Origin of the sequence: uncultured Sphingomonas sp., from assembly GCF_913774285.1 — a bacterium.
Taxonomy (GTDB): domain Bacteria; phylum Pseudomonadota; class Alphaproteobacteria; order Sphingomonadales; family Sphingomonadaceae; genus Sphingomonas.
Genome location: NZ_CAJYHX010000024.1, coordinates 1 through 22,833, shown reverse-complemented (window position 1 = coordinate 22,833; position 22,833 = coordinate 1). Strand labels below are relative to the sequence as shown.

Sequence of the window (22,833 nt, the reverse complement as noted above, 5' to 3'; positions counted from 1 at the left end):
TTCCGGTCCGGGTTCCCGCCGTTACCACGCAGGCGGCGGGCCCTAGCGAAGGGCGCTCGCAATCGCGGGCGCCCTTTTGCGTTTGCGCCTATTTGCTCCATTTCAATTGCAAACGATTGTTGCCGCTCGTCGCGAAACGTTCCATAAAGGGAGGATAGAAAAGACGGGCCCGGGGAGGGGCGCGACGATGAACCCTGCCAGCGCGAAGCCGCGCCTATCGCTGTGGCGAATCCTGGAGATGAACCTGGGCTTTCTGGGCCTGCAGTTCAGTTTCGGGCTGCAGCAGGGCAACATGGCGCCGATCTATTCCTATCTTGGCGCCTCCGAAGCCTCGTTGCCGTTGCTCCAGCTTGCCGGACCGATGACCGGGCTGCTCGTCCAGCCGCTGATCGGCGCGATGAGCGACCGTACCGACAGCCGCTGGGGCCGCCGCACCCCCTATTTCCTTGCCGGCGCGGTGCTGTGCTCGGCGGGGCTGTTCTGGATGCCGCTCAGCAGCTCGATCGTGATGGCGGTGTCGCTGCTCTGGCTGCTGGACGCCGGCAACAACATCACCATGGAGCCGTATCGCGCCTATGTGTCCGATCGGCTCGACCCCAGCCAGCACGGCCTCGGCTTCCTCACCCAGAGCGCGTTCACCGGGCTGGCGCAGATGCTCGCCTTCCTCACGCCGTCGCTGCTCGTCTGGGCGGGGATGAGCCAGGACTGGGTCGATGCGCACCACATTCCCTATACCGCGCGCGTCGCGTTCATGGTCGGCGCGGTGCTTGCGCTGGGCACGATCCTCTGGTCGGTGCTGCGCGTGCCCGAACTGCCGCTGACCCTGGCCGAGCGCGCGCATATCGCTGCGCAGCCCAAGTCGCTGGGGGCAACGCTCGGCGAGATCGGGGGCGCCATCCGCGACATGCCGCTGGCAATGCGCAAGCTGGCGCTGATGAGCCTGTTCCAATGGTATGCGATGATGGCGTACTGGACCTATGTCATCCTCGCCGTCGCCCGCTCGGTCTACGGTACCGTGGATTCGACCGCGCCGGGCTTCCGGTCGGCCGTGCTGACCAATGGCGAGATCGCTGCCTTCTATAACGCCGTCGCCTTTATCGCCGCCTTCGCGATGGTGCCGATCGCCCGCAGGATCGGCGCGGCGCGGCTCCATGCCGCCTGCCTGGTCTGTGCCGGGATCGGCATGCTCTGGCTGCCCCAGGTGCAGGACAAGGCGCTGCTGTTCGTCCCCGCGATCGGCCTGGGCCTCGGCTGGGCGAGCATGATGGGCAATCCGTACGTGATCCTCGCCGGATCGATCCCGCCCGAGCGAACCGGGGTCTATATGGGCATTTTCAACATGATGATCGTCATTCCGATGCTGTTGTTCTCGGTTACGCTGCCGTTTCTCTACGGGCCGCTGCTCGACGGCGACGCGCGCAACGTGCTGCGCCTGTGCGGGCTGCTGCTGTTCTGCGCCGCGCTCGCCGTGTGGACCGTACGCGGGCGCAACGTCGCATGAGCGCGACGGCGGAATGGACGCGCGCGGCGGTTGCCGGGATTGCGACGCAGGCGGGGGCGGCGCTGCCGTTGCTCGCGCCGGGCGGAGAATCGCCGGCGCCCGGCATGGACTTGTGGGACATGTGGCCGATCGCCGATGCCGAGGGCCGCACCGTGCTGCGCGGCGGGCGCAGTTGGTGGTTCTTTCTCGCCGCGCCGCGGCTCGACGATCCCGAGGGCCGGCACGACGTCGCCCGCATCCGGCTGACCAGCCATGGTGTGGACGGCTGGCAGGACCATGGCGACGCCTTCCCAGACGGCTTCACGCCGGGCTCGCGCGAATGGTCCGGCTCGGCGGTGCTGGAGGCGAACGGGGTTACCCTGAGCCACTATTTCACCGCCGCCGGGCGCCGCGGCGGGGCCACCACCTATGAGCAGCGCTTGTTCGTCAGCCGGGGGCGGTTCGTGCTCGACGGCGAGGCGCCGCGGCTCGAGGGCTGGGATAGGCCGCAGGAGATCGTCGCGGCCGATGGCGCGCTGTACACGATCGCCAACGAGACGATCGCCCCCGCGCACGGCATCCAAGGCTTTCGCGATCCCGGCTATTTTCGCGACCCCGCCGATGGCGCGGAATATGTCCTGTTCACCGCCAACGCCGCGTGGAGCGACGCGCAGGTCAACGGCGTGATCGGTGTCGCGCGCCGCGAGGGCGAGGGCTGGCGGCTTGAAGCGCCGCTGCTCTCGGCAATCGAGGTCAATAGCGAGCTCGAGCGGCCGCATATCGTCGTCCGTGACGGCCTCTACTACCTGTTCTGGAGCACTCAGGCGCGCCGCTTCGCCGAGGGCATCGTTGCGCCGACGGGCCTGTACGCGATGGTGGCCGAAGGGATGGCGGGGCCGTGGCGTCCGGTCAACGGCACCGGGCTGGTCGTCGGCAATCCGCCTGAGGCGCCCACCCAGGCCTATTGCTGGTGGGTGACGGGGGAGGGCGAGGTGCTCAGCTTCGTCGACTATCCCGGCGTCGGCCCCGCCGATGCGGCGATGCTCGCCGATCCCGACCAGCGCCGTCGCATCTTTGGCGGCGTGGCGGCACCGTTCTTCCGCCTCGCCTTTGCCGGCGACCGCGTGACGGTCGGCCCCTAGGCCGAATCCCGCACCACCAATTCGGGGGGCATCACCAGCGACGGCGCGTCCTGCCCGGCAATCCGCGCGAACAGCCGCTCGACCATCGCGCGAGCGCCCCGGGCGATATCCTGCCGCACCGTGGTGAGGCGGGGTACCGTCTGCAGCCCCAGCGGCAGGTCGTCATAGCCAATCACCGGCACGTCGCTCGGCACCGCCATGCCCTGGTCGGCGAGCACGCGCAGCGTCGTCATCGCGATCATGTCCGATCCGGCAGCGATCCCGTCGATCCGATCGAGGTGGCGGGTGAGATGTGCGGCGATCTCTCGCTCCATCATTTCGGAGGCGAGGTGTGTGTCGAGCTGGAGCGGCTCGGGAAGCCCCGCGGCGGCAGCGGCGGCGCAAACCCCGGCGAAGCGTGCGCGAATCTCGGGAGCGCGCAATTCGCCGAGAAAGGCGATCCGCCGCACGCCGCGCGCGATCAGATGCTCGGCGGCGATCCGGCCGCCGGCGACATTCTCGGTGCCGACGGCGCAATGCACTTGCCCGGGAAGGTTGCTGCCCCAGGCTACCAGCGGCCGATAGCGCGCCGCAACGCGCTCGATCGCTTCCATCTGGTCCGACTGGCCGATCAGCAGCACCCCGTCGAGCATGCCCGAATCGACGATGCGCTCCAGCCAGTCCGCGGCATCGGGAATCACGCGCGAGAGCATCACGTCATAGCCATTCTCGGTCAGCGCGTCGGCGAGATGGCCGAGGATGGTCATGAAGAAGGGGTCGGAGAGGTGCTGGCGACGCTCATGCCCCAGCGGCACGACGACGCCGATCACCCCGGTCTTCTGCGTCCGTAGGCGCCGCGCCATCTGGTTGACCCGGAAGTCGTTGGCGGCGGCGAGCGCCTGGATGCGCTGACGGGTCTCAGCATTGACCAGGCTGCTGCCGGCCAGCGCGCGCGACACGGTACCGGTCGAAACCCCGGCGAGGCGCGCGATATCGGCCAGCGTGCGGGCCGGCCGATCGGAAGGCAGTGCGTCTTGGCTCACGAACAAGGTGTGGCGGGAATGGCGGAAAACCGCAAGATCGCGCCGCTCCGGACAAATACGGGGCTTGTTGCAATCGATTGCATTAGGAGATATACCGATATGTGAAGGGCTCCCGCCAAGGAGAGCCCAGATCAGGGAGAGAGGCTCATGGCCATGTCTGTGCGCGCCAACCAATTCCGCCGGCTGCTGCTGATCGGCAGCATGCTGGCCATCCCCAGCGTCCCCGCCTTCGCGCAGGACACGGCGCCGCCGCAGGAAGCGGAAGCAGAGAAATATACCGAAATCGTCGTAACCGCCGTGGCGCGCGGACGGGACCGGCTCGACACCGCGATCTCGACCAGTTCGCTCAAGGCGGACGACATCCAGAAGGCCGCGCCGCGCTCGGTGGCAGAAATCTTCCGCAGCCTGCCCGGCATCCGTTCCGAAAGCTCGGGCGGTGAGGGCAACGCCAACATCTCGATCCGCGGCCTGCCGATTGCCTCGGGCGGCGCCAAGTTCCTGCAGCTGCAGGAAGACGGGCTGCCGGTGCTGGAATTCGGCGACATCACCTTCGGCAATGCGGACATCTTCCTGCGCGCCGATCTCAACCTTGCCCAGGTCGAGTCGATCCGCGGCGGCTCGGCCTCGACCTTCGCGTCGAACTCGCCCGGCGGCGTGATCAACATGATCTCCAAGACCGGCGATACCCCCGGCGGCGCGGTGCAGGCGACGGCGGGCCTCGACTACAAGGACTATCGCCTCGATTTCGATTACGGCGCAAAGCTCACCGACAGCGTCCGCTTCCACATGGGCGGCTTCTACCGCCAGGGCACCGGTCCGCGCCGCATCGGCTATGACGGCAACAAGGGCGGCCAGTTCAAGTTCAACATCACCAAGGACTTCGAGGGCGGCCATATTCGCCTTTACGGCAAGTTCCTCGACGACCGCGCCGTCGGCTATCTGCCGATGCCGGTGCGGGTGACCGGCACCAATGCCAACCCGACCTATCAGGACCTGCCCAATTTCCGCTCCAACCGCGACCAGCTGCTGACGCCCAACTTCACCCGCAACGTGACGCTGGACGGCAACAACAATCTGGTCACCGACGACGTCCGCGACGGCCAGCACCCGCTGGTCAAGTCGATCGGTTTCGAGGCGGAGACGCTGCTCGCCGGCTGGACCGTCACCGATCGCTTCCGCTATTCGGACATCTCCGGCCGGTTCATCTCGAACTTCCCGGCGGCGGTGGATAGCGCCAGCGCGATTGCCACCTCGATGGGCGGCGCGGGCGCGACGCTGTCCTATGCCAGCGGTCCCAACGCGGGCCAGGCGATCACCAATCTGGGCGGCCTCAACGGCAACGGCCTGCTCGCGCAGATCGTGGTGTTCGACACGAAGCTGAACAGCCTCGACAACATCACCAACGACCTGCGCGCGAGCCGGGCGTTCGACGTTGGCACCGGCAAGCTCACCGCCACCGCCGGCTTCTACAAGTCGCGCCAGACGATCGACACCGATTGGCTATGGACCTCGATCCTCACCGATGTCCGGGGGAATGGCGATGCGGCGCTGGTCAACGTTCGCCGCGCGAACGGGACGGCCGTCACCCAGGACGGCTTCTACGGCTATAGTGCCGCCTATTTCGGCGGGTGCTGCCGACGCAGCTACAATGTCGACTACAACGTCAACGCGCCCTTCGCCTCGCTCAACTATCAGGTGGGCAAGGTTTCGATCGGCGGCAGTGTGCGCTATGACTTCGGCGACGCCAGCGGCTCGATCGCCGGTGCCGATCTCGGCGGCGGGCGAGTGGGCGCGACCAGCCGCGACATCAATGGCGACGGCGTGATCTCCGATGCCGAAACCCGCGTCGCAGTGATCCCGCTGACCAGCCCCGCGCCGGTCAACTATAGCTACAACTACTGGAGCTATTCGGCGGGCATCAACTATCGCTTCGTCGACTATATGTCCGTCTTCGCCCGCTACAGCCGCGGCGGCCGCGCCAACGCCGATCGCCTGCTGTTCGGCCCGGCGGTCAGCACCACCGACGGCCATCTGGTGAGTTCTGCCGCGGCGGTCGACTTCGTCAACCAGGCCGAGCTCGGCGTGAAATATCGCGAAGGCCCGCTCACCCTCAACCTCACCGGATTCTGGGCGCGCACCGAGGAGCAGAATTACGAGGCGACGCGCCAGGTGTTCATCGACCGCACCTACCGCGCTTATGGCCTCGAATTCGACGGCGCGGTGCGCCAGGGGCCGTTCAGCCTGACCGCGGGCGCGACCTGGACGCATTCGCGGATCGTCGCCGATGCGCTCAACCCGGGGGTGGTCGGCAACACCCCGCGGCGCCAGGCGAACCTGATCTTCCAGGCGACGCCGCAGGTCGAGTTCGGCCGCGCCTCGATCGGCGCCAACGTGATCGGCACGACCAGCAGCTATGCGCAGGACAACAACCAGCTCAAGCTACCCGGCTATACCCAGGTCAACGCCTTCGCCCAGTTCCGACCGATCCCGAAGCTGCTGGTCTCGCTGAACGCCAACAATCTGTTCAACGTGCGCGGCTTCACCGAGGCGGAGGAGGGCGCGATCCCGGCCAATGGCATCGTCCGGGCGCGCTCGATCAACGGCCGTACGATCAGCACCTCGGTGCGGATCGACTTCTGACCCTCACCTGATCCTCCCCCGCCAGGGGGAGATGGCCCGCGCCAGCGGGTCGGAAGGGGAGGAAGCACGCCGCGCGCGACGATCTGGGATCCTCCCCCTCCGTCACCTTCGGTGACACCTCCCCCTGGCGGGGGAGGATTTCGTAAGGCTTACCAGATCCGCACGCGGTCCGCGGGCGCGACATATTGCTTCTGGCTGGGATCGATGTTCCACGCGGCATACCAGGCATCGACGTTGCGCAGCGGGTTTACCGCGCGGATCTGCCCCGGCGAGTGGGGATCGCTGACCAGCTGCTGGCGCAGCGCCTCGTTGCGGAACAAGGTGCGCCACACCTGGCCCCAGCCGAGGAAGAAGCGCTGGTCGCCGCTAAAGCCGTCGAGCACTGGCGCCGGTTTGCCGCCGAGCGAGGCGTGATAGGCATCGAGCGCGATCAGCACGCCGCCCAGATCGCCGATGTTCTCGCCCATCGAGGCGCGGCCGTTGATGTGCAGCCCGGGCAGCCCCTCGAAGCTATAGGCCTCATACTGCGCGCCGAGCCGCACCGCCTGCGCCTCGAATTTGGTCGCATCCTCGGCGGTCCACCAGTCGCGCAGCACGCCGTTGCCGTCGGACTTGCGGCCCTGGTCGTCGAAGCCATGGCTGATCTCGTGGCCGATCACCCCGCCGATCCCGCCATAATTGACCGCGTCGTCGGCCTTGGGATCGAAGAAAGGCGGCTGCAGGATCGCCGCCGGGAACACGATCTCGTTCTTGACCGAGTTGTAGTACGCATTGACCGTCTGCGGCGTCATGCCCCACTCGGCTTTGTCGACCGGGCCGCCCAGCCGGTTGCGGCGATAGTCCCATTCGAACTTGCTCGCCCGCTCGGCATTGCCAACCAGATCGCCGGGGCGTACCTCAAGCGTGGTATAGTCGCGCCACTTGCTCGGATAGCCGACCTTGACGGTGAAGCCCTGCAGCTTGGCGAGCGCCTGCTCCTTCGTCGCGGGGCTCATCCAGGCGAGGTTCTTGATGCGACCGGCAAGCGCCACGCGCAGATTGCCGACCAGCACGTCCATCTTGGCCTTGCTTTCGGGCGGGAAGTAGAGCGCGACATAATCGCGGCCGACGCCTTCGCCGATCGCCCGCTCGGTGAAGGAGACCGCGCGCTTCCAGCGCTCGCGTTCCTTGGGCTGGCCGTTGAGGAAGCGCGAGCGGAAGTCGAACTGCGCATCCGAGAAGCGCTTCGAGAGCAGCGGCGAAATGTCGTCGGCGATGCGGAAGGCCTGCCACGCCTTGAGCGTCTCCAGGTCAGTGTCGGCGAAGACCTGCGCGATTTTCGGCACCGCGCTGTTCTGCGCGACGATCACCCGACTCGCCTCGGAGAGCCCGGCGGCCTGCCAGAACGGGTCCCAGGCGAAGCCCGGTGCCTGCGCCTTGAGCTCGGCGACGGTGACCGGGTTGTAGGTCTTGTCGCGGTCGCGGCTTTGCGCCCGGGTCCAGTGCGCCTCGGCGATGCGCGTCTCCATCGCCACCACCTTGTCAGCGGCCCCGGCTGCATCCGGCCAGCCCGCCATGCCGAGCAGCTGCGCGACATATTGCCTGTAGCGCGCGACCTGGGGGGCGAATTTGGGATCGAGATAGAGGTCACGGTCGCCCAAGCCGAGGCCGCCCTGGCGCAGGTACAGCGCATAGACGTCGGGCTGCTTGGCATCGTCGCTGACGCCGACGCCGAAGAAGCTGGCGCCGAAGCCGCCCATCGCCGCGCCCATCTGCGCCGCGAGCGCCGCCTTGGTCTTCGCCGCCTTGACCGGCTGCAGGCGCTGGAGGAGCGGCTGCGCATCGAGCTTTTCGATCGCCGCTTCGTCCATATAGCCGCGATAGAGCGTCGCGGCCTTGCGGCGATCGGGGTTGGCAGCGTCGGTGGGGCTATAGCCTTCGATCAGCCCGCGCAGCCGCATTTCGGACAGGTCGCGCAGCACGGCGAACGCGCCGAAGGAGGAGCGATCGTCGGGAATCTTGGTACGATCGGTCCAGGCGCCATTGACGAAACGGTACCAGTCGTCGCCCGGCTTCACGCTGCGGTCCATGCCCGAAAGGTCGAAGCCCCAGCTGCCATAGCGGGTCGCCTCGGCGCTCGGCGCGGCGGGGGCGGTCTGTTGGGGCTTGCGGCTGAGCGCGGGGGCGGCGAGCGCCGCAATCGACAGGGTAGAGGCCAGGAGGACGTGCTTCAGCGCCAAGGAAAGTCTCCAATTCAGTCGGTTAGCCGACAATTTACGCTAGTCTACACAGCCGAGGGCGGCTGGCAATCCGTCGTAGGAAATTGGCGGTTGAGCGCAGCGGGCGGGCTTGCCGCGCGCGCGGCCGGCGGTAGAGCAGGTGGGGATGCAGACGTCCCCCGAACTCGCCATCCGCATGGCCCGCGCCGCCTTCAACCGTGCGCTGGCCGCCGCCGACCTCGCCGCGATCGGGCCGCTGCTCGCGCCGGACGTGGTATTGGTCGCCGGCACCGACAGCGCGCTACTCCAGGGGCGGAAAGCCCAGCTCCAGGCGTGGAAGCGCGAGTTCGCGACCCGAGAGCGGAGCGTATACAGCCGGGTCCCGGAGACGGTAGTCGTCTCGCCCGTCGCCCCGATCGCCTTCGAGCATGGCCAGTGGCAAGGTGTTTCGGCGGCGGATGGAGCGGTGCAGGCAAGCGGCAGCTACACCGCCAAGTGGCGCGAGATCGGCGGCGCCTGGACGATCGAGGCCGAGCTGTACCTCACGCTCGCCTGAGCGATTACCGGCAACCAAGCCCGGTGAGCGTTGCCGCCACGGCGTCGAGCAGCGGCGTCCGCGGCTCGCCGCCGAGCGTCGCGACCAGCCGCGCGTTGCGGAGGCGGATCGGCTGCTGCCACAGATAGCGCATCTCCATCAGCTCGCGGGGCGTCGTCATGGCGAGCGCGGCGAGGCGGAGCTGCCACCAAGGCAGGGGGCGGATCGGCACCGCGGGATCGCCGAGCACGCGGGCGATGGTCTCCGCCATCTGCTGTCCGTCCGCGTCCCAATGCCCGTCCATGTGGAAGCGCGCGAAGGCGGGCAAGGCGGGCTGATCGAGCAGCTGCGCCATCGTCTCGGCGACATCGGGCAGATAGGCCCATTGATGGCCGATGCCCCGCTTGCCCGGCATGCGGATCACGCGGGGGCGGGTGCCCGGGGTCACCATCGCCTGGCCGAACCAGTTGTTCGCAGCGCCGGGTCCGAAATAATCGCCGGCGCGGACGATCAGAACCTTGGCAGGCCCATGTGTTGCGGCGTCGCGTAGCCGTTCCTCCAGGGCGACCCGGATCGCGCCCTTCCGCGTGCGCGGGCGCTGGGGCGCATCCTCGTCGATCCCCGGGAAGGCGTCGGGCCCATAGTTGTAGACGGTGCCCGGCAACACGATCCGGGCGGCGGCCGCCTGTGCGGCGGCAATGCTGTTCTCGATCATCGGCAGCACCAGCTTTGCCCAGTTGCGATAGCCGGGCGGGTTCACCGCATGGACGATCACCGCCGCATCCCGTGCTGCCGCGCGCACCGCATCGGCATCCATCGCGTCACCCAGGATCTGCTCGCAACCTTCGAGCAGCGGCAAGGGGCGCCGGGTCAGCGCCTTCACACGCCAGCCGCCGGCCAGCAGCCGCTGCCGCATCGCGCCGCCGATGCCGCCGGTCGCCCCCAGGATCAGTGCCGTTCTCTCGGTCATCGGTGCCTCCATCTGTCGTGGAGCACGTTTCGGCCAACTCGGGTCGAACGGAAATTGCCCAAATGCGGAGAACAGATATACGGAAATCGATGAGTATTGAGCCGAGCTGGGACGTCTATCGAAGCTTTGCCGCCGTTCTGCGCGGCGGGTCGCTCTCGGCGGCGGCACGCGCGCTCGGGATGACGCAGCCGAGCATCGCCCGCCATATCGATGCGCTGGAACAGGCGAGCGGCGGCTCGCTTTTCGTCCGCTCGCCGCGCGGGCTCTCGCCGACCGACCGGGGCCTGGCGCTGCAACCCCATGCAGAAGCCCTTGTTGCAGCCGCGGCGGCGCTCCAGCGGGCTGGGCAGGGGCGTCCGGGCCAGCCCGAGGGCGTGGTGCGGATCAGTGCCAGCCAAGCGGTGGGCGTGCTGCACCTGCCGGCCATCTTCACCCGGCTGCGCCAGGCGTATCCGGGTCTGATCTTTGAGCTGTCGCTCTCCGACGCGCTCGACGATCTGCTCCAACGCCGCGCCGATATCGCCATACGAATGACCGAGCCGGTCCAGCAGGCGCTGGTGGCGCGGCCGGTCGGGGCGCTGCGGCTCGGCTTTCATGCCCATCGCGACTATCTCGCGCGGCGGGGCACGCCTGCCGGTTTCGAGGATCTGCCCGCGCACGACCTGATCGGCTTCGATACCGAAACACCTTTCATCCGCGCGGCGATGCGCCACCTGCCCGAATTTGACCGATCCGCCTTCGCGCTGCGCGTCGACAACGACGCCGCGCAATTCGAAGCGATCCGCGCCGGCTTCGGCATCGGCATCTGCCAGACCGTGGCGGCGCGCCGCGATCCCGCGCTGGTCCATATCCTGCAGGACGCGTTCGACCTGCCGCTGCGAATGTGGGTGGTGATGCACGAGGATCTTCGCCACGGCGTCCGTTACCGCGCAGTATTCGACGCGCTGGCGGAGGCGCTCACCGCCATCGCCGAACGCTGAGGAACGAAACGCGCGCCGCATCGGTTGACGCCGTACCTCCGCCCCCTGCTGGACGTGCCGTCGTCCTGGGAGACGCGCCATGCCCAGTTGCCGATCCTTCTTCGAACGCCGTGCGCAGGAAGAGCGTGCCCGCGCCGCATCCTGCGCCAACCCGATTGTCGCCGCCGCCTTTCGCAGGCGGGCAGAGGCGTTCCAGCATCGCGCCAACGCGCAGTTCGAGGATGGCCTCGACGCGCGATAACGTGCAGCTGCCCGCGTTTCAGCCCCCCAATCTTTTCTTTCCTGCATTCCTAGCCGGAAGATGGGAGATCGCGCGATGACAAGAACGAGATCAAGGGGTTGACCATGCGTACCTTCCGCCACGCGCTGCTGATTGCAGCCTCCACTGCCGCACTGGCTTCCGGCACCGCACAGGCGCAGCAGACCGGCGCCGAGCCGGCGCAGGCCGATGCTCCGGTGGCCGGCGGCGGCGATGAGATCGTCGTCACCGGCACGCGCACCCAAGGGCGCTCGCGGCTCGATACCGCCTCGCCGGTCGACGTGCTCAGCAGCGAGGCGCTCGGCCGCCAGGGTACGACCGAGTTGGGCGCCGCCGTTGCCGCGGTCGCACCGTCGATCGACTTCCCGCGCCCTTCCGCCACCGACGGCACCGATGCGATCCGCCCGGCGACGCTGCGCGGCCTCTCGCCCGATCAGGTGCTGGTGCTGGTCAACGGGGTGCGGGTGAACAGCTCGGCGCTGCTCAACATCAACGGCTCGGTCGGCCGCGGCTCGGCCGCGGTGGACCTCAACACCATCCCGACGGCCGCGCTGGAGCGGATCGAAGTGCTGCGCGACGGTGCCTCGGCGCAATATGGCTCGGACGCGATCGCCGGCGTGATCAACCTACGGCTGCGCGAGGCGCGCTCGGGCGGCGCCGCCTCCGCGACCTACGGCGTCTACCACACGGACATCGACACGGCGCGCGGCAGCCGCTCGACCACCGGCGAGCCGGCCTTCACCGCCTCGGTCTGGCAGGGCTTCGGGCTTGGCGAGGACGGGTTCGTCACGGTCACGGGCGAATATGTGAACCGCCAGGCGACCAACCGCGCCGACTTCGACCCGCGAGTCACGCCCACCCGCGTCACCGGCCGCTTCGGCGATCCGCAGGTCGAGCAATACACCGGCACGATCAATGCCGGAAAGGGTATCGGCGGCGGCTGGAGCCTCTATGGCTGGGGCAGCTATCAGGACCGCGACACCCGCAGCGCCGCCTTCCCGCGGCTGGCCAGCGCTACCACCGCGCTTGCCGGCTATCCGGATGGCTTCCTGCCGATCATCAACACCAAGTCGACCAATGCCGTCGGCGCGGTGGGGGTGAAGGGTGATCTCGGCGACTGGGGTATCGATCTGCACGCCGGCTACGGCCGCAACAAGATCGCCTATCGCACGCGCAACTCGGCCAACTATGCCTATGGCGCGGCGACGCCGAAGAATTTCTATGACGGCGCGCTGATCTTCGACCAGTGGGTGGCGGGGCTCGACGTGCGGCGCAAGTTCGACGTCCTCCAGTCGCTTAACCTGGCGTTCGGCGCAGAAGGGCGGCGCGAAGGCTATAAGATCACCCCGGGCGAGACGGCCTCCTATGATGCGCCTACCACCGGCGCGGTTGCCGGCGCGTCGCCGGGTGCGCAGGGCTTTGGCGGTTTCGCGCCGGTCAACGCGATCGAGCGCTCGCGGCGCAGCGTCTCGGGCTATCTCGACCTCGAAGCGCAGGTGACCCAGGCGTTCCTCGTCGACATCGCGGTGCGCGGCGAGCATTATTCGGACTTCGGTGACACCGCCAACGGCAAGCTCTCGGCGCGCTACGACGTCGCGCCGTGGTTCGCGCTGCGCGGCACCGTCTCCACAGGCTTCCGCGCGCCGAGCCTGCAGCAGCAATATTTCACCTCGATCGCGCAGGTCGTCCAGAACGGCACGCCGATCCTCACCGGCACCTTCCCCTCGACCGCGCCGGTGGCGGCAGCGCTGGGCGGCAAGCCGCTCCAGCCGGAGAAGTCGACCAACTTCTCGGTCGGCACGGTGATCCGTGCCGGCGGCTTCGACCTCAGCGTCGACGCCTATGAGATCCGCCTGCGCGACCAGCTCGGCCTGTCCGAGAACATCCAGGCGAGCTTCAGCCCGCAGGTCGCGGCGATCCTCAACCCGTTCAACGTGCCGTCGGCGCGCTTCTTCATCAACGGCCTGCGCTCGCGCACCCGCGGTATTGATGCGGTGGCGCATTACCGGCTGGGCAACGCCGCCGATCCGGCGGGGTCGTTCGACTTCACGCTGGCGGGCAACGTCAACGAGATCGTGGTAACCCGCGTGCCGACCAACACCGCGACGGTGAATCCGGCGCCGGTGCTGTTCGCGCGCAGCCGCGTGTTGACGATCGAGCAGGGCACCCCGGGCGAAAAGGTGACCGGCACGATCGACTGGGCGAAGGGCCCGGTGGGGCTCACGCTGCGCGGAACCTATTATGGTGACGTCAACCAGCCGGGCACCACGCCTGCGGCGGACATCCACACCGGCCGGCACCTGATCAGCGATCTCGAGCTGCGCTTCCAGCCGCGCAAGGGCGCCCAGATCGCGCTCGGCGCGAGCAACCTGTTCGACGTCTATCCCGACCGGACGATCCCGGCGAACAATTCGACGGGCGTGGTCGGCTTTCCCTATTACTCGCCCTTCGGATTCAACGGGCGCTATCTCTATGCGCGCCTCGGCGTGAACTGGTAGGCTGGTGCGTGGGGCGGGCGGCGGCGGCCGTCCGCCCGGCCCCCCGAGGCATGTATTTTACATAAGATACCTTATCATCTCGAGGGTTTGCGACCGGGCGGATTCCAAATCGAAGTGCGAAAACCTAGTCAATCTGCGGTGTTCAGCCGCTTGAGGGTTTCGCAGCGTGAGCCATTATCGGCATCTGGATCTGGACGAACGGCGACGTCTCTATCAGCTTCGGCAATCCGGCAGAAGTGTCCGGGAGGCTGCCACCGAGCTTGGTCGCCACGTGTCGACCGTCTATCGAGAGTTGGAGCGGAACCGGCATCTGGATGACGAGCCGATGTTCCGCGGCTACTTCCCGACGCTTGCGAATGACAAGGCAGCAGCTCGCCGGCGTCGAGGGCTCAAGATATCGCGGAATTTGCCGTTGGCCGCCTATATCCTGGACCGCCTCGAGGCAGCTTGGTCTCCAGAGCAGATCGCCGGCTATCTGCGTCGGCACCGCGTCGGATCGGGAAACGTCTGTCACGAGACGATCTACCAGTACGTCTATAGTGAGGACGGCAAGCGCCAACGGCTGTGGAAGCTGCTCCCGATGGCCAGGAAGAAGCGCCGGTCGCGCTATGGGCGCAAGCCGCGCGCCGCCCGCATCCCCGACGCGAACACCATTGCCCAGCGCCCACCGGAGATCTCCGAGCGGAGCAGCTTCGGTCACTGGGAAGGCGATCTGATCGCCTTTCGCGCGGTTCACGGGAAAGCAAACCTCACCACGCTCGTCGAGCGGCGCAGCCGCTTCACGATCCTGTGCCCCAACCCGAGCAAGCACTCGACCGAGGTGATCACCGGCATCGAGCGGCGTCTTCGCTCCCTCCCCCCTCCCCTGCGACGCTCCATCACGTTCGATCGCGGCACCGAGTTCGCGAGATACCCCAGGCTCGCCAGCGCGCTGAACATCACGTCCTATTTCTGCAAGCCGTCAGCACCCTGGCAGAAGGGCAGCGTCGAGAACACCAATGGTCGCATCCGGCGGTTTCTGCCCTTCGACACTGACATCGCCGCGATATCTGACCGGCAGCTTCAAGGCATGGTCGATCGGCTGAACAACACGCCTCGAAAGTGCCTCGGCTATCAAACCCCGCAGGAGGTCTTGAGCCAGCAGCTGGACGCTCCGTCGCTGCTGGCTCCGGTGGATCCATGACCGGAAGGCGACGAAAAGCGGACAGGCAGCTCCCGCCCAATCCCCGTCGTTCAGCGTCGCATCTGCGGAATCCGAAACCTGCCGCTTGTTCATCTTCGGCAGCGAATCTCGGAATGACAAAGCCTGGGCATAAGTTGCCGTTCGCCTGCGGCGTGTCGGACGGCGGCTCTTGTCAGAAGCCGACGTTCAACTGTTGCCCGACCGGCACCTCGGAACGTCAGAAGCTGGGCCGTATGCCGACTGGCGGCTTTTGAGGTGGAAGCTCCGAGTGAGTAGCGGACATTCCCACTAGTCGCCGCCGACGCGGAGAGGCAGGCTATTTCGATTCGCTAATCGCGGGCATTCGGCTTCCACCTTGCTCACGACGCCCCGCGCGATATGCCCGCCGAACGTTCGCAGGCATACGCTGCGCCAGCAGAATAGCGGCAGCACCGGGACAATGCCGCCCGCTCGCCAACCGGGCATCGAACCGCGTATCCGGGTCCATCGGGTCGTAAGCCTTGCAGAAGGTGCCAACAGCACGGTCAACGCGGCGTACTAGCATGGCGCGATCGACTGCGGTATCGAGCCGCAGATCGCGATATGCGACTGTCATGCTTGGCGGGAATGCCATCGCCGACGTGCCGTAGGCGCAAGCCGACAGCAGCGCGGCGCTGAAGAGCACCAACAACTTCATGATCTTCTCCTGTACAGATTGGCGTCGATCGCGCCGCAGAGCGGCCGCCACGGGTCCGCTTGGGTGGCTTTATGCCCCTTCCTGCCGACGCGACTGGCTCACCGCAGGCGGCGGAAATGGAAGTTCCTGACGAAAGGCGCTCCACCGGCGTCGGCAGCCGCCGCAGATTCCGTCATTTCCTTGCCGTCCGACGAGATTGCATAGACCCGCACCGAGCCGAGCATCTTGTTCTTCGCAAGGCTCATGACCAGCACGTTGGATGCGGGCTGGTTGATCGCGGCGCTGTCCGCTTCCGATTTGTCGCCTTCGCCTGCCGATGCCGATCCGTCGCGTGCGTAGCGCACCGCCATGTGCCGGACGCTGCCGTCCGGCGCGGTGATGTCGACGGTCGTTCGCCACTGACCAGCGCCGACATCCTCGAAGGTATAAAGGACCCGGCGGGGTGGCGGACCATAGTTGGCAGGCATGCGGGTGAGGTCCAGCTCCCAGGTTCCCAGGAAGGGGGACCGGTTAGCGGCAGCGGGATCCTCCGGCCCTGCGACGACCGCCCCGAGAGGCAGCAGGAACAAGGCAGTCGCCGAACAGCGAAGGATGAAACGCAGGGCTGCGGTTCGCATGCATCGTCTCCTTGCCCCGAGGGTGCGGCGGGGGCTCCGCAGCGACGAGCGCGTCGCTTTACGGCACCGCTTGCGGCCATGCGGCCTCACGCTCCGGGGCGGTGCACCCGAAGACCGTCTTGCATCCCGTCGCCGTGCGATCCGCTTAGCGGACCAGAGTGGGTGCCGGACCAGGCGAGAAATGCGCGTGCCAGCGCGCCACGCTTGCGATGATCGCCAGCTCGATGGCGAGCACCCCGCTCTGGATCAGCGCCTGCCGGCCATCGATGAACAACACGCTGAGGAACGTCACCAGAGTCGCCGATGCGGCCAGGCTCAGGCTGCCCCAGCGAAGCGCTGCCGCCCAATCTCGCTCCAGCACCACCCAGGCGATCCGCACATGCCCAAGCCCGATCAACAGCTGGAGCAGCGCTAGCGACGGGATCGCCGCTTGGTAGACGCGGCGCAGCAAGTCCTCCTGCAGCCCGCCGTCGATCAGCGCGCCGCCCAGCCCGTGCAGGCCGGGATAGAGATAGGGCAACCCGAACAGCGCACAGCCGATTTGCAGCGCGGCCATCGGCAGCAGTACACCGATCGCTACGGCATAGCTGGTGAGGACAAATCGTCCTTCCTCGGCCGCTAGCAGCCCGCGCCCTGCCGCCAGAAGGCACCCGAACGCGAACTGCACCGGCGCGCCTTCGGCGATCGCCGTGTCCAGCTCCGCTTCCATCGCCATGGCCCAGTCGCGCTTGCGCTCGCCTAGACAAGCGGTTGCCAGGCGGAGCAGCGCGCGTGCGAACAATGCTTTCATGCCAGCGCTCCCTTGAACGGTTGGCCCGGCGCACTGCCGGCGAGGTCGCGCGCAAGGGCTACGCCTGCCGAGGTCAGGCGGTAGGCGTGGCGGGCGGGTCGTCCGTGCTGGGAGGGCTCGCGCCACTCGGCCTCCACGAGCCCCTGCTCGGTCATCCGCATCAGCAGCGGATACAGCGTCCCGGACAACAGCCCGGTGACCTTCATCAGGTCGTAGCCATGTCGCCATTCGCCCTGCGTCTTCGAGAGCGATTCAAGGAGGCGGCACATCTGCTTCGAGGGCTGTCGTTTACGGGCCATGGCATCATACCAACATATGTAGATTTAAGAGTCAAGCACATGTGCCGCACCGATTACTTCAACGATCGTTTGCCGAGGCCAGCGGGGGCTTCGGTCCAGACCAGACGCGGCGGCGGCCTGCCTCGGATCATCGTGAAGCTCGTACACGGGGTCGTGAAGGCACTCACTATGGCCAGCGCATTGTTGAAATGCGCGCTTTGAGGCTTTTGAGCGATCTAGCTTGGGAAGATCGTTCATGAGCGAGAAAACGGCGGGTTTTGGCAAGAGCAGCCGAGCGGGAGCATGTGCGGGACCGTCTGAGGTTCGCCGGGAGGTGCTACACGCCAGGACTCGCTCAACGGCAGCTATACCGATTTCTTGCTCCAAAAGCGGTCAGTCCGCTTCCCACCAATCTCGGCCATTGAGGCGAGCGGTCGTGTCAAAAGCCGCCATTCGCTGCTCGCCGCAGGGAAACGTCCGCTTTCAGCTCGAACCCTCCCGGCGACGGCCGAGATTGGGTGGGAAGCGGACAGGCGGCTTTTAGGGAGGCGGGTGCCAAAAGCCGACATTACGTGGGGCTGCCGCCTTTCCCAAAAACGATGGTATTTCGGGATTATGGAAGTAGATCGGTTAGCCGGTTCCACCTGAGACATCAGGAGCCACTTTGGGGTCCGGGTCCTGCGCCTTGCCGGTCGCGGGTGCCACCTTCTGGCTCGGCATAGCGGTGAGATAAGCAACGATCGCATCGACGTCCTTCTCGGCCACTGGCGCCTTATACACCTCACGCATCTTGGTGACGGTCGCCTTCCACTGATCCGCCGATAGCGCAGGCTGGGTCAGCGCCATGCTGGCTGAGTGGCACGAGGTGCAATTGGCATTGATGACGTCGGCGTGCGGACCGTCGGGGTAGGTCGCGTCGTCGGCCGGCAGGTCGACGCTGGTCGAGGCAAGCGAGAAGCCGCGCGCTGACACGCTGGCGGCCGGTGCCGGCTCAGACATCTCGGAGATCGGAACGGGCGCCTTGCGGCTGCTCGGCGCGCCGATCGAGACGAGGATGATGCCGGTCAGGCCGATCAGGCCAGCAGCCATCATGCCGGGAGACGGAGTCTTCATGATTTGCTCGCTCCTCAGGCCGCGATGATGGTGGTGGTTTCAATGTTGCCGCGCATGAACCCGCCGGGATTCCAGATCGGCTTCATCGGCTGAGCGACACCGTTGGTGTTCCAGCAGCGCACCATGATGGGGTTAGGCCCGCGTCTCAGCGGCACCCGCCCGTCCCAGCGCCGGAAGCTGTACCTGCCCTCGTCCGCTCCGAGCGTCGTCCTGTACCAGGTGCGGCCACCGTCCGACGACACATCGACCTTGGCGACGCCGCAATCGCCGCCCATTGCGATGCCGCCGACCGGGATCGACGCTTCATAGGCGATCGCCTGACCATCGGGCAGGCTGGTCATCCAGCTACGCGGGATCATGCGATTGATCGGTACGGTCGGGAAGTCCTTGGCACCGGGCGCGACATTCGCGCCGGGTGTCGCGGGGATCTTGTAGGCCTTGGCCATCCAATACTGGTCGTCAGGGCCGGGCAGTACCTCGATCGCGTTCAGCATCTTGACCCAATAGGTCGAGTACCAGCCCGGCACGATCAGCCGGCAGGGAAAGCCGTTGAGGAGCGGCAGTTGCTCGCCGTTCATGCCGAAGGCGATCATGACCTCGCCGTCGCGGGCATGGTCGATGTCGAGTGCCTTCTCGAAGTCAGGAGCGCCCGCCACGACCGGCTGATCGAGAGCGCCGAAGCGCACCTGCACCGCGCCTGCCTTGACCCCGGCGAGGTCGAGCACGTCGCGCAGGCGAACGCCGAGCCACTTGGCGTTGCCCATCGCGCCATTGCCCCATTGCGCGCCGGCGACGCGCGGCTGGAACAGCCCGCGGCTGTTGCCCGAGCACTGGTTCACCGCCGCCATCTCGACCCGTGGAAGGCGCAGCAGCTGAGCGAGGCTGATCGACAGCGGCCGATTGACGTGGCCGAAGACGTTGAGGCGGAAACTTTCGACGTCGATCGAGGTCGGTATGTCGGCCCAGTGCCAGCGGACGAAGAACTGGTCGTTGGGCGTGAACACCGACTTGTCGAAGACCTCCATCGGCGTCTCCAGCAAGGGTGGATGGACGCGCTGGAGGATCATGCTGCCCTTGCCGGGAAAGGCGCTGGTCATCGGCCGCTCGGCATTGCCGCCGGGCAGCTTCAGGTCGACGAGCTGCTGCGCCAGTGCCGGCGCGGCGGCAAGGCCGGCGGTGCCGAGCGCGGCATGGCTGAGGAAGCGGCGACGGCTGGTCTCACTCGCCAGCCCGGCGTCGAAATTGTCCATGACAAGGCTCTCCTGTGGCCAGTCACGCTGGCGGATCGAAGGGGCATTCTGCAAGTGATCGGACCGACTGATCCGATCATCATGGCGGATCAGTTCGGGGTGGCGATGCAGGGCGAGACGAACAGGTTGCCCCGCCATGCACCGGCTAGCGTCTTGGCACCGACCAGCAGCCACATCGCCGCAAGCGCGACTGTCAGCACCGTGCCAGCTATGCCGAAGAAGCCGAGGTTCAGCGTCGTGCCGAGGCGGAAGGTGGCGACGGTGTAGACGCCGAGCGGAAAGGTATAGCCCCACCAGCCCAGGTTGAACGGCACACCAGCGCGCCAGTAGCGGATGGTGATAAGCGTCGCGAGCGCCAGCCACCACAGGCCGAAACCCCACAGGCAGAGTCCGGCGACAACGCCGATCCCTTGAGCGACGCTACCGACATCGGCCAACCCGTGCGCCGCGAGGATCGCCGGCGCATCTGCCCCGAGCACCAGCATGCCCAGAGCACCCGTGCCGATCGGCCCCAGCGCCAGCCAGGAGGATGCCGCCATGCTTTCATGCGGCAACTTATGGAGTGCCATGCGCAGGATGAGGATGGCGAGGATGCCAAACGCGACCGGCACCGAATAGGCCCACAGCACATAGGAGGTCGCAAGCGTGACTAGCTGCGCGTGGGGATCGGCCAGATGCGGCGCGAGCAGCCCGCCGCTGGCACCCGCCACTTCGGCAGCGACGACCGGCAGCAGCCATACCGCGGTCATGCCGTCCAGGCTATGCTCGTGGCGGGTGAACATCAGGTACGGGATCAGCACGCCGCAGGCGAGCGACATGGCGACGTCGATCCACCACAAGAACTGCGCGACCGGTACGATGCCATTCCCGAACCGCGCGATGCCGAAGGCGAGGCAGCCGTTGATGATTGTCGCCAGCCCCATCGGGATGGTCCCGATGAACATTGACACGGTGTTGTGCCCGAAGATGCGCCGCGCCTCATGCCCGAACATCACCCAGCGCGCGCCATAGAGGCCGGCGAACAGCGCGAAGAGTGCGATGTTGAAGAACCACAACACCTCGCCGAATGGCTTCAGCGAGGGTCCAATGCCGGGTACCTGCGGCAGTGCGAGCGCGAGGATGCCCGTGCCCATCGTCGCGGCGAACCAGTTGGGCGTGAACTGGCGGATCATCTCGCGGGGGTGATCGAGCCGGCTGAGCGGCTTGAGGCCGCTCAGAACGGAGTGCGTGTCGGCAGTCATGCGACCTGCTCCTTGATGAGGTCCGTCAGCGCGTCGGCCGCGCGGGTGCGATAGCGTTCCTTGTGGCGCAGCGCGTGAAAGGCGCGGTCGGGCAGCCCGAGCGGCAGCTCGACAAGGTCACCGGCCTTGAGCGCACGAGCTACGACCAATCGCGACAAGACGGCAACGCCGGCACCGGCCTCGACCGCGGTACGCACCGCCTCGTTGGACGGCAGCGTCATCGCTATCGTCAGCTGGGCCGGATCAAACCCGCGCGTTCGCAGCACGTCCTCGAAGGTCGAGCGCGTACCGGATCCCAGCTCACGGACGATCCAGCGTTCAGTGCGCAGCCAGGCCTCGTCGACACGTTCGGCGTCCTCGCGGCCGACCAGCACCATCGGATCACGCCCGACAGTCCAGTGGGCGAGTGCCGGTTCGTCCACCTCGCCCTCGACAAAGCCGAGTTCCGCCGCGCCGCTCAGGACCTGCGCTGCCGCACCTTCGGTGTTGTCGATCGCGAGCTCAACCGCGATCTGCGGGTGGCGTTCGTGGAAGGCGGCGAGCTTTGCCGGCAACCAGTAGCTCGCGATCGTCTGGCTGGCGACGATCCGCAATGAACCACGGGCAAGCCCGGCATAGTCCGCCAGCATCGTCTCGGCATGCGCTGCCCGCCCCAGCACCGCGCGCGCTTCCTCCAGAAAGCCGCGGCCTGCTTCGGTCAGCTGGATGCCACGCCCGACGCGGTGAAACAGAGGAACCCCGTAGCGCGCTTCGAGGGCAGCAATCGCGCCGGAGGCAGCAGACTGCGTGACGTTCAGCACCTCCGCTGCCTTGGTGACGTGTTCGCGCTCCGCGACACCGACGAATATTCTGAGCTGCTCCAGGGTCATGCAGCTTATATCGCGCAATCTGATCGATACGACCAACCGTTTGATCTGCTCATTCCAATCTGGATATCGGAACGATCGGCAGCCTTTCGTCTGTGATGGTCTTGAAGACTTGAAGCGATCCGCGCGCTTGCGGCGTTTGTTCGTCCATGACCGATATGATCGAGCGCAAATCCGATCCCTACAACGCCGAGCCGACGCCCAGTGCGTTGATCGAGCGGTTCCTGACGCCGCAGGCGCTGTTCTACGTGCGCAGCCACGGGCCAGTGCCGGATCTGCCCGCCAATCATCGGATCGAGGTGAGCGGGAGGGGCATGGCGAGCCGCTCCTTCTCAGTGGACGAACTGAAAGCTACGTTTTCCGCGCACTCGGTGACAGCCGTGCTCCAATGCGCGGGTAACCGGCGCACGGACCTCCAGCAGGTCGGCAAGACGTCGGGCGATCCTTGGGATGTCGGCGCGATTGGCAATGCGGAGTGGACCGGCGTACGCCTGGCCGATGTGCTCGATGCAGTTGGCGCGCCTGATGCGTCCAACCTGTTCGTGGCGTTCACCGGCGCCGACGAGGTGGACGTGGAGGGCGAAGAAGCCTTGTTCGGGGTCTCGATCGCCATGGACAAGGCGCGGCAACCCGACGTCCTCATTGCCTGGGCGATGAACGGCGAGCCGCTGACGCCCGAACATGGCGCCCCGCTCCGCATGGTGGTGCCGGGCTATGCAGGCGTGCGCAGCGCCAAATGGCTGACACGGATCGAGGTGCGAGACACGCCTTCCGACGCACCGATCCAGGCGCACGACTACAAGCTGTTTCCCGCCGATGTGACGAGCGACACCGTCGACTGGAGCCAGGGTCTGACGATCAACGCCATGCCGCTCAACGCCGCGATCTGCGTGCCCGGCTCTGGCGAAAGCCTGCCGGCCGGGGAGGTGCGGATCGAGGGCTATGCCATCGCCTATGATCGCCGCGTCTCTCGGGTCGAAGTGTCGGTAAACGGTGGTCGCGAGTGGCAACAGGCGACGTTCGCCGATGATCCGGAGACGCACTGGGGTTGGCGGCGCTGGACCCTCGACGCCACGCTTGCCAAAGGTCGCCAGC

At 66.9% G+C, this 22,833-nt stretch carries 20 protein-coding genes; 9 read left to right on the top strand and 11 right to left on the bottom strand.

Translation table 11 applies throughout. The annotated features are described in order from the left end of the window. Positions 1 to 187 precede the first annotated feature (187 nt). Positions 188 to 1,501: an MFS transporter gene (locus tag QZ670_RS11675; protein ID WP_294255375.1), complete on the top strand. Its 1,314-nt coding sequence runs from the start codon at positions 188 to 190 to the stop codon at positions 1,499 to 1,501. Beyond that, positions 1,498 to 2,622, top strand: coding sequence for a glycoside hydrolase family 68 protein (locus QZ670_RS11670; protein ID WP_294255373.1), 1,125 nt, complete (start codon positions 1,498 to 1,500; stop codon positions 2,620 to 2,622). The genes QZ670_RS11675 and QZ670_RS11670 overlap by 4 nt, the downstream gene beginning before the upstream one ends. On the opposite strand, the gene QZ670_RS11665 is transcribed toward QZ670_RS11670, so the two are convergent. Then, entirely contained in the window at positions 2,619 to 3,644 is a 1,026-nt protein-coding gene (locus QZ670_RS11665; RefSeq protein ID WP_294255370.1) for a LacI family DNA-binding transcriptional regulator, read from the bottom strand. The two genes, QZ670_RS11670 and QZ670_RS11665, sit on opposite strands and share 4 nt — an antisense overlap. A 147-nt stretch (positions 3,645 to 3,791) precedes the next feature. Between QZ670_RS11665 and QZ670_RS11660 the strand changes: the two genes are divergently transcribed. Further along, on the top strand, positions 3,792 to 6,284 hold the full coding sequence (locus QZ670_RS11660) for a TonB-dependent receptor (protein ID WP_294255367.1): 2,493 nt from the start codon (positions 3,792 to 3,794) through the stop codon (positions 6,282 to 6,284). Between the two features lie 149 nt (positions 6,285 to 6,433). Here QZ670_RS11660 and QZ670_RS11655 read toward each other — a convergent pair whose 3' ends face one another. After that, positions 6,434 to 8,503, bottom strand: a complete 2,070-nt coding sequence (locus tag QZ670_RS11655) for a M13-type metalloendopeptidase (RefSeq protein WP_294255364.1) — start codon at positions 8,501 to 8,503, stop codon at positions 6,434 to 6,436. A 145-nt stretch (positions 8,504 to 8,648) separates the two neighbouring features. Between QZ670_RS11655 and QZ670_RS11650 the strand changes: the two genes are divergently transcribed. Beyond that, complete coding sequence (locus QZ670_RS11650) at positions 8,649 to 9,038, top strand: nuclear transport factor 2 family protein (RefSeq protein WP_294255361.1); 390 nt, start codon at positions 8,649 to 8,651, stop codon at positions 9,036 to 9,038. A 4-nt stretch (positions 9,039 to 9,042) separates the two neighbouring features. On the opposite strand, the gene QZ670_RS11645 is transcribed toward QZ670_RS11650, so the two are convergent. Next, positions 9,043 to 9,987, bottom strand: a complete 945-nt coding sequence (locus QZ670_RS11645) for an NAD-dependent epimerase/dehydratase family protein (RefSeq protein ID WP_294255356.1) — start codon at positions 9,985 to 9,987, stop codon at positions 9,043 to 9,045. A gap of 89 nt (positions 9,988 to 10,076) precedes the next feature. Between QZ670_RS11645 and QZ670_RS11640 the strand changes: the two genes are divergently transcribed. The 4 genes from QZ670_RS11640 to QZ670_RS11625 all read left to right on the top strand — a co-directional run bounded on the left by QZ670_RS11640 (position 10,077) and on the right by QZ670_RS11625 (position 14,907). Next, positions 10,077 to 10,967, top strand: coding sequence for a LysR family transcriptional regulator (locus QZ670_RS11640; protein ID WP_294255353.1), 891 nt, complete (start codon positions 10,077 to 10,079; stop codon positions 10,965 to 10,967). A gap of 79 nt (positions 10,968 to 11,046) precedes the next feature. Then, on the top strand, positions 11,047 to 11,208 hold the full coding sequence (locus tag QZ670_RS11635) for a hypothetical protein (protein WP_294255351.1): 162 nt from the start codon (positions 11,047 to 11,049) through the stop codon (positions 11,206 to 11,208). A gap of 104 nt (positions 11,209 to 11,312) precedes the next feature. Further along, entirely contained in the window at positions 11,313 to 13,724 is a 2,412-nt protein-coding gene (locus QZ670_RS11630) for a TonB-dependent receptor (RefSeq protein ID WP_294255349.1), read from the top strand. Between the two features lie 166 nt (positions 13,725 to 13,890). After that, positions 13,891 to 14,907: an IS30 family transposase gene (locus QZ670_RS11625; protein WP_294255347.1), complete on the top strand. Its 1,017-nt coding sequence runs from the start codon at positions 13,891 to 13,893 to the stop codon at positions 14,905 to 14,907. Between the two features lie 316 nt (positions 14,908 to 15,223). On the opposite strand, the gene QZ670_RS11620 is transcribed toward QZ670_RS11625, so the two are convergent. From QZ670_RS11620 to QZ670_RS11585, 8 genes are all read right to left on the bottom strand, one after another. Further along, a complete protein-coding gene (locus QZ670_RS11620) occupies positions 15,224 to 15,583 on the bottom strand; it encodes a UrcA family protein (RefSeq protein WP_294255345.1) in 360 nt (119 codons plus the stop codon). A 98-nt stretch (positions 15,584 to 15,681) separates the two neighbouring features. Continuing rightward, entirely contained in the window at positions 15,682 to 16,200 is a 519-nt protein-coding gene (locus QZ670_RS11615) for a hypothetical protein (protein WP_294255343.1), read from the bottom strand. A 145-nt stretch (positions 16,201 to 16,345) separates the two neighbouring features. Beyond that, positions 16,346 to 16,990 (bottom strand): hypothetical protein, encoded by a 645-nt coding sequence (locus tag QZ670_RS11610; RefSeq protein ID WP_294255341.1) that lies wholly within the window; start codon positions 16,988 to 16,990, stop codon positions 16,346 to 16,348. Continuing rightward, complete coding sequence (locus QZ670_RS11605) at positions 16,987 to 17,289, bottom strand: PadR family transcriptional regulator (protein ID WP_365894641.1); 303 nt, start codon at positions 17,287 to 17,289, stop codon at positions 16,987 to 16,989. Before QZ670_RS11605 ends, QZ670_RS11610 begins: the two co-directional genes overlap by 4 nt. Positions 17,290 to 17,898: 609 nt before the next feature. Next, on the bottom strand, positions 17,899 to 18,381 hold the full coding sequence (locus QZ670_RS11600; RefSeq protein ID WP_007406258.1) for a cytochrome c: 483 nt from the start codon (positions 18,379 to 18,381) through the stop codon (positions 17,899 to 17,901). Positions 18,382 to 18,395: 14 nt separating this feature from the next. Further along, complete coding sequence (locus QZ670_RS11595) at positions 18,396 to 19,631, bottom strand: molybdopterin-dependent oxidoreductase (protein ID WP_007406293.1); 1,236 nt, start codon at positions 19,629 to 19,631, stop codon at positions 18,396 to 18,398. A gap of 89 nt (positions 19,632 to 19,720) precedes the next feature. After that, the gene (locus QZ670_RS11590) at positions 19,721 to 20,872 is read right to left on the bottom strand and encodes a TDT family transporter (protein WP_294255339.1); all 1,152 of its coding nucleotides are present in this window, start codon (positions 20,870 to 20,872) and stop codon (positions 19,721 to 19,723) included. Then, positions 20,869 to 21,741, bottom strand: coding sequence for a LysR family transcriptional regulator (locus QZ670_RS11585; protein WP_058733710.1), 873 nt, complete (start codon positions 21,739 to 21,741; stop codon positions 20,869 to 20,871). Before QZ670_RS11585 ends, QZ670_RS11590 begins: the two co-directional genes overlap by 4 nt. Before the next feature lie 146 nt (positions 21,742 to 21,887). Here QZ670_RS11585 and QZ670_RS11580 point away from each other — a divergent pair. Beyond that, on the top strand, positions 21,888 to 22,833 hold a 946-nt coding region (locus QZ670_RS11580; RefSeq protein WP_294255333.1), incomplete at its 3' end, for a molybdopterin-dependent oxidoreductase.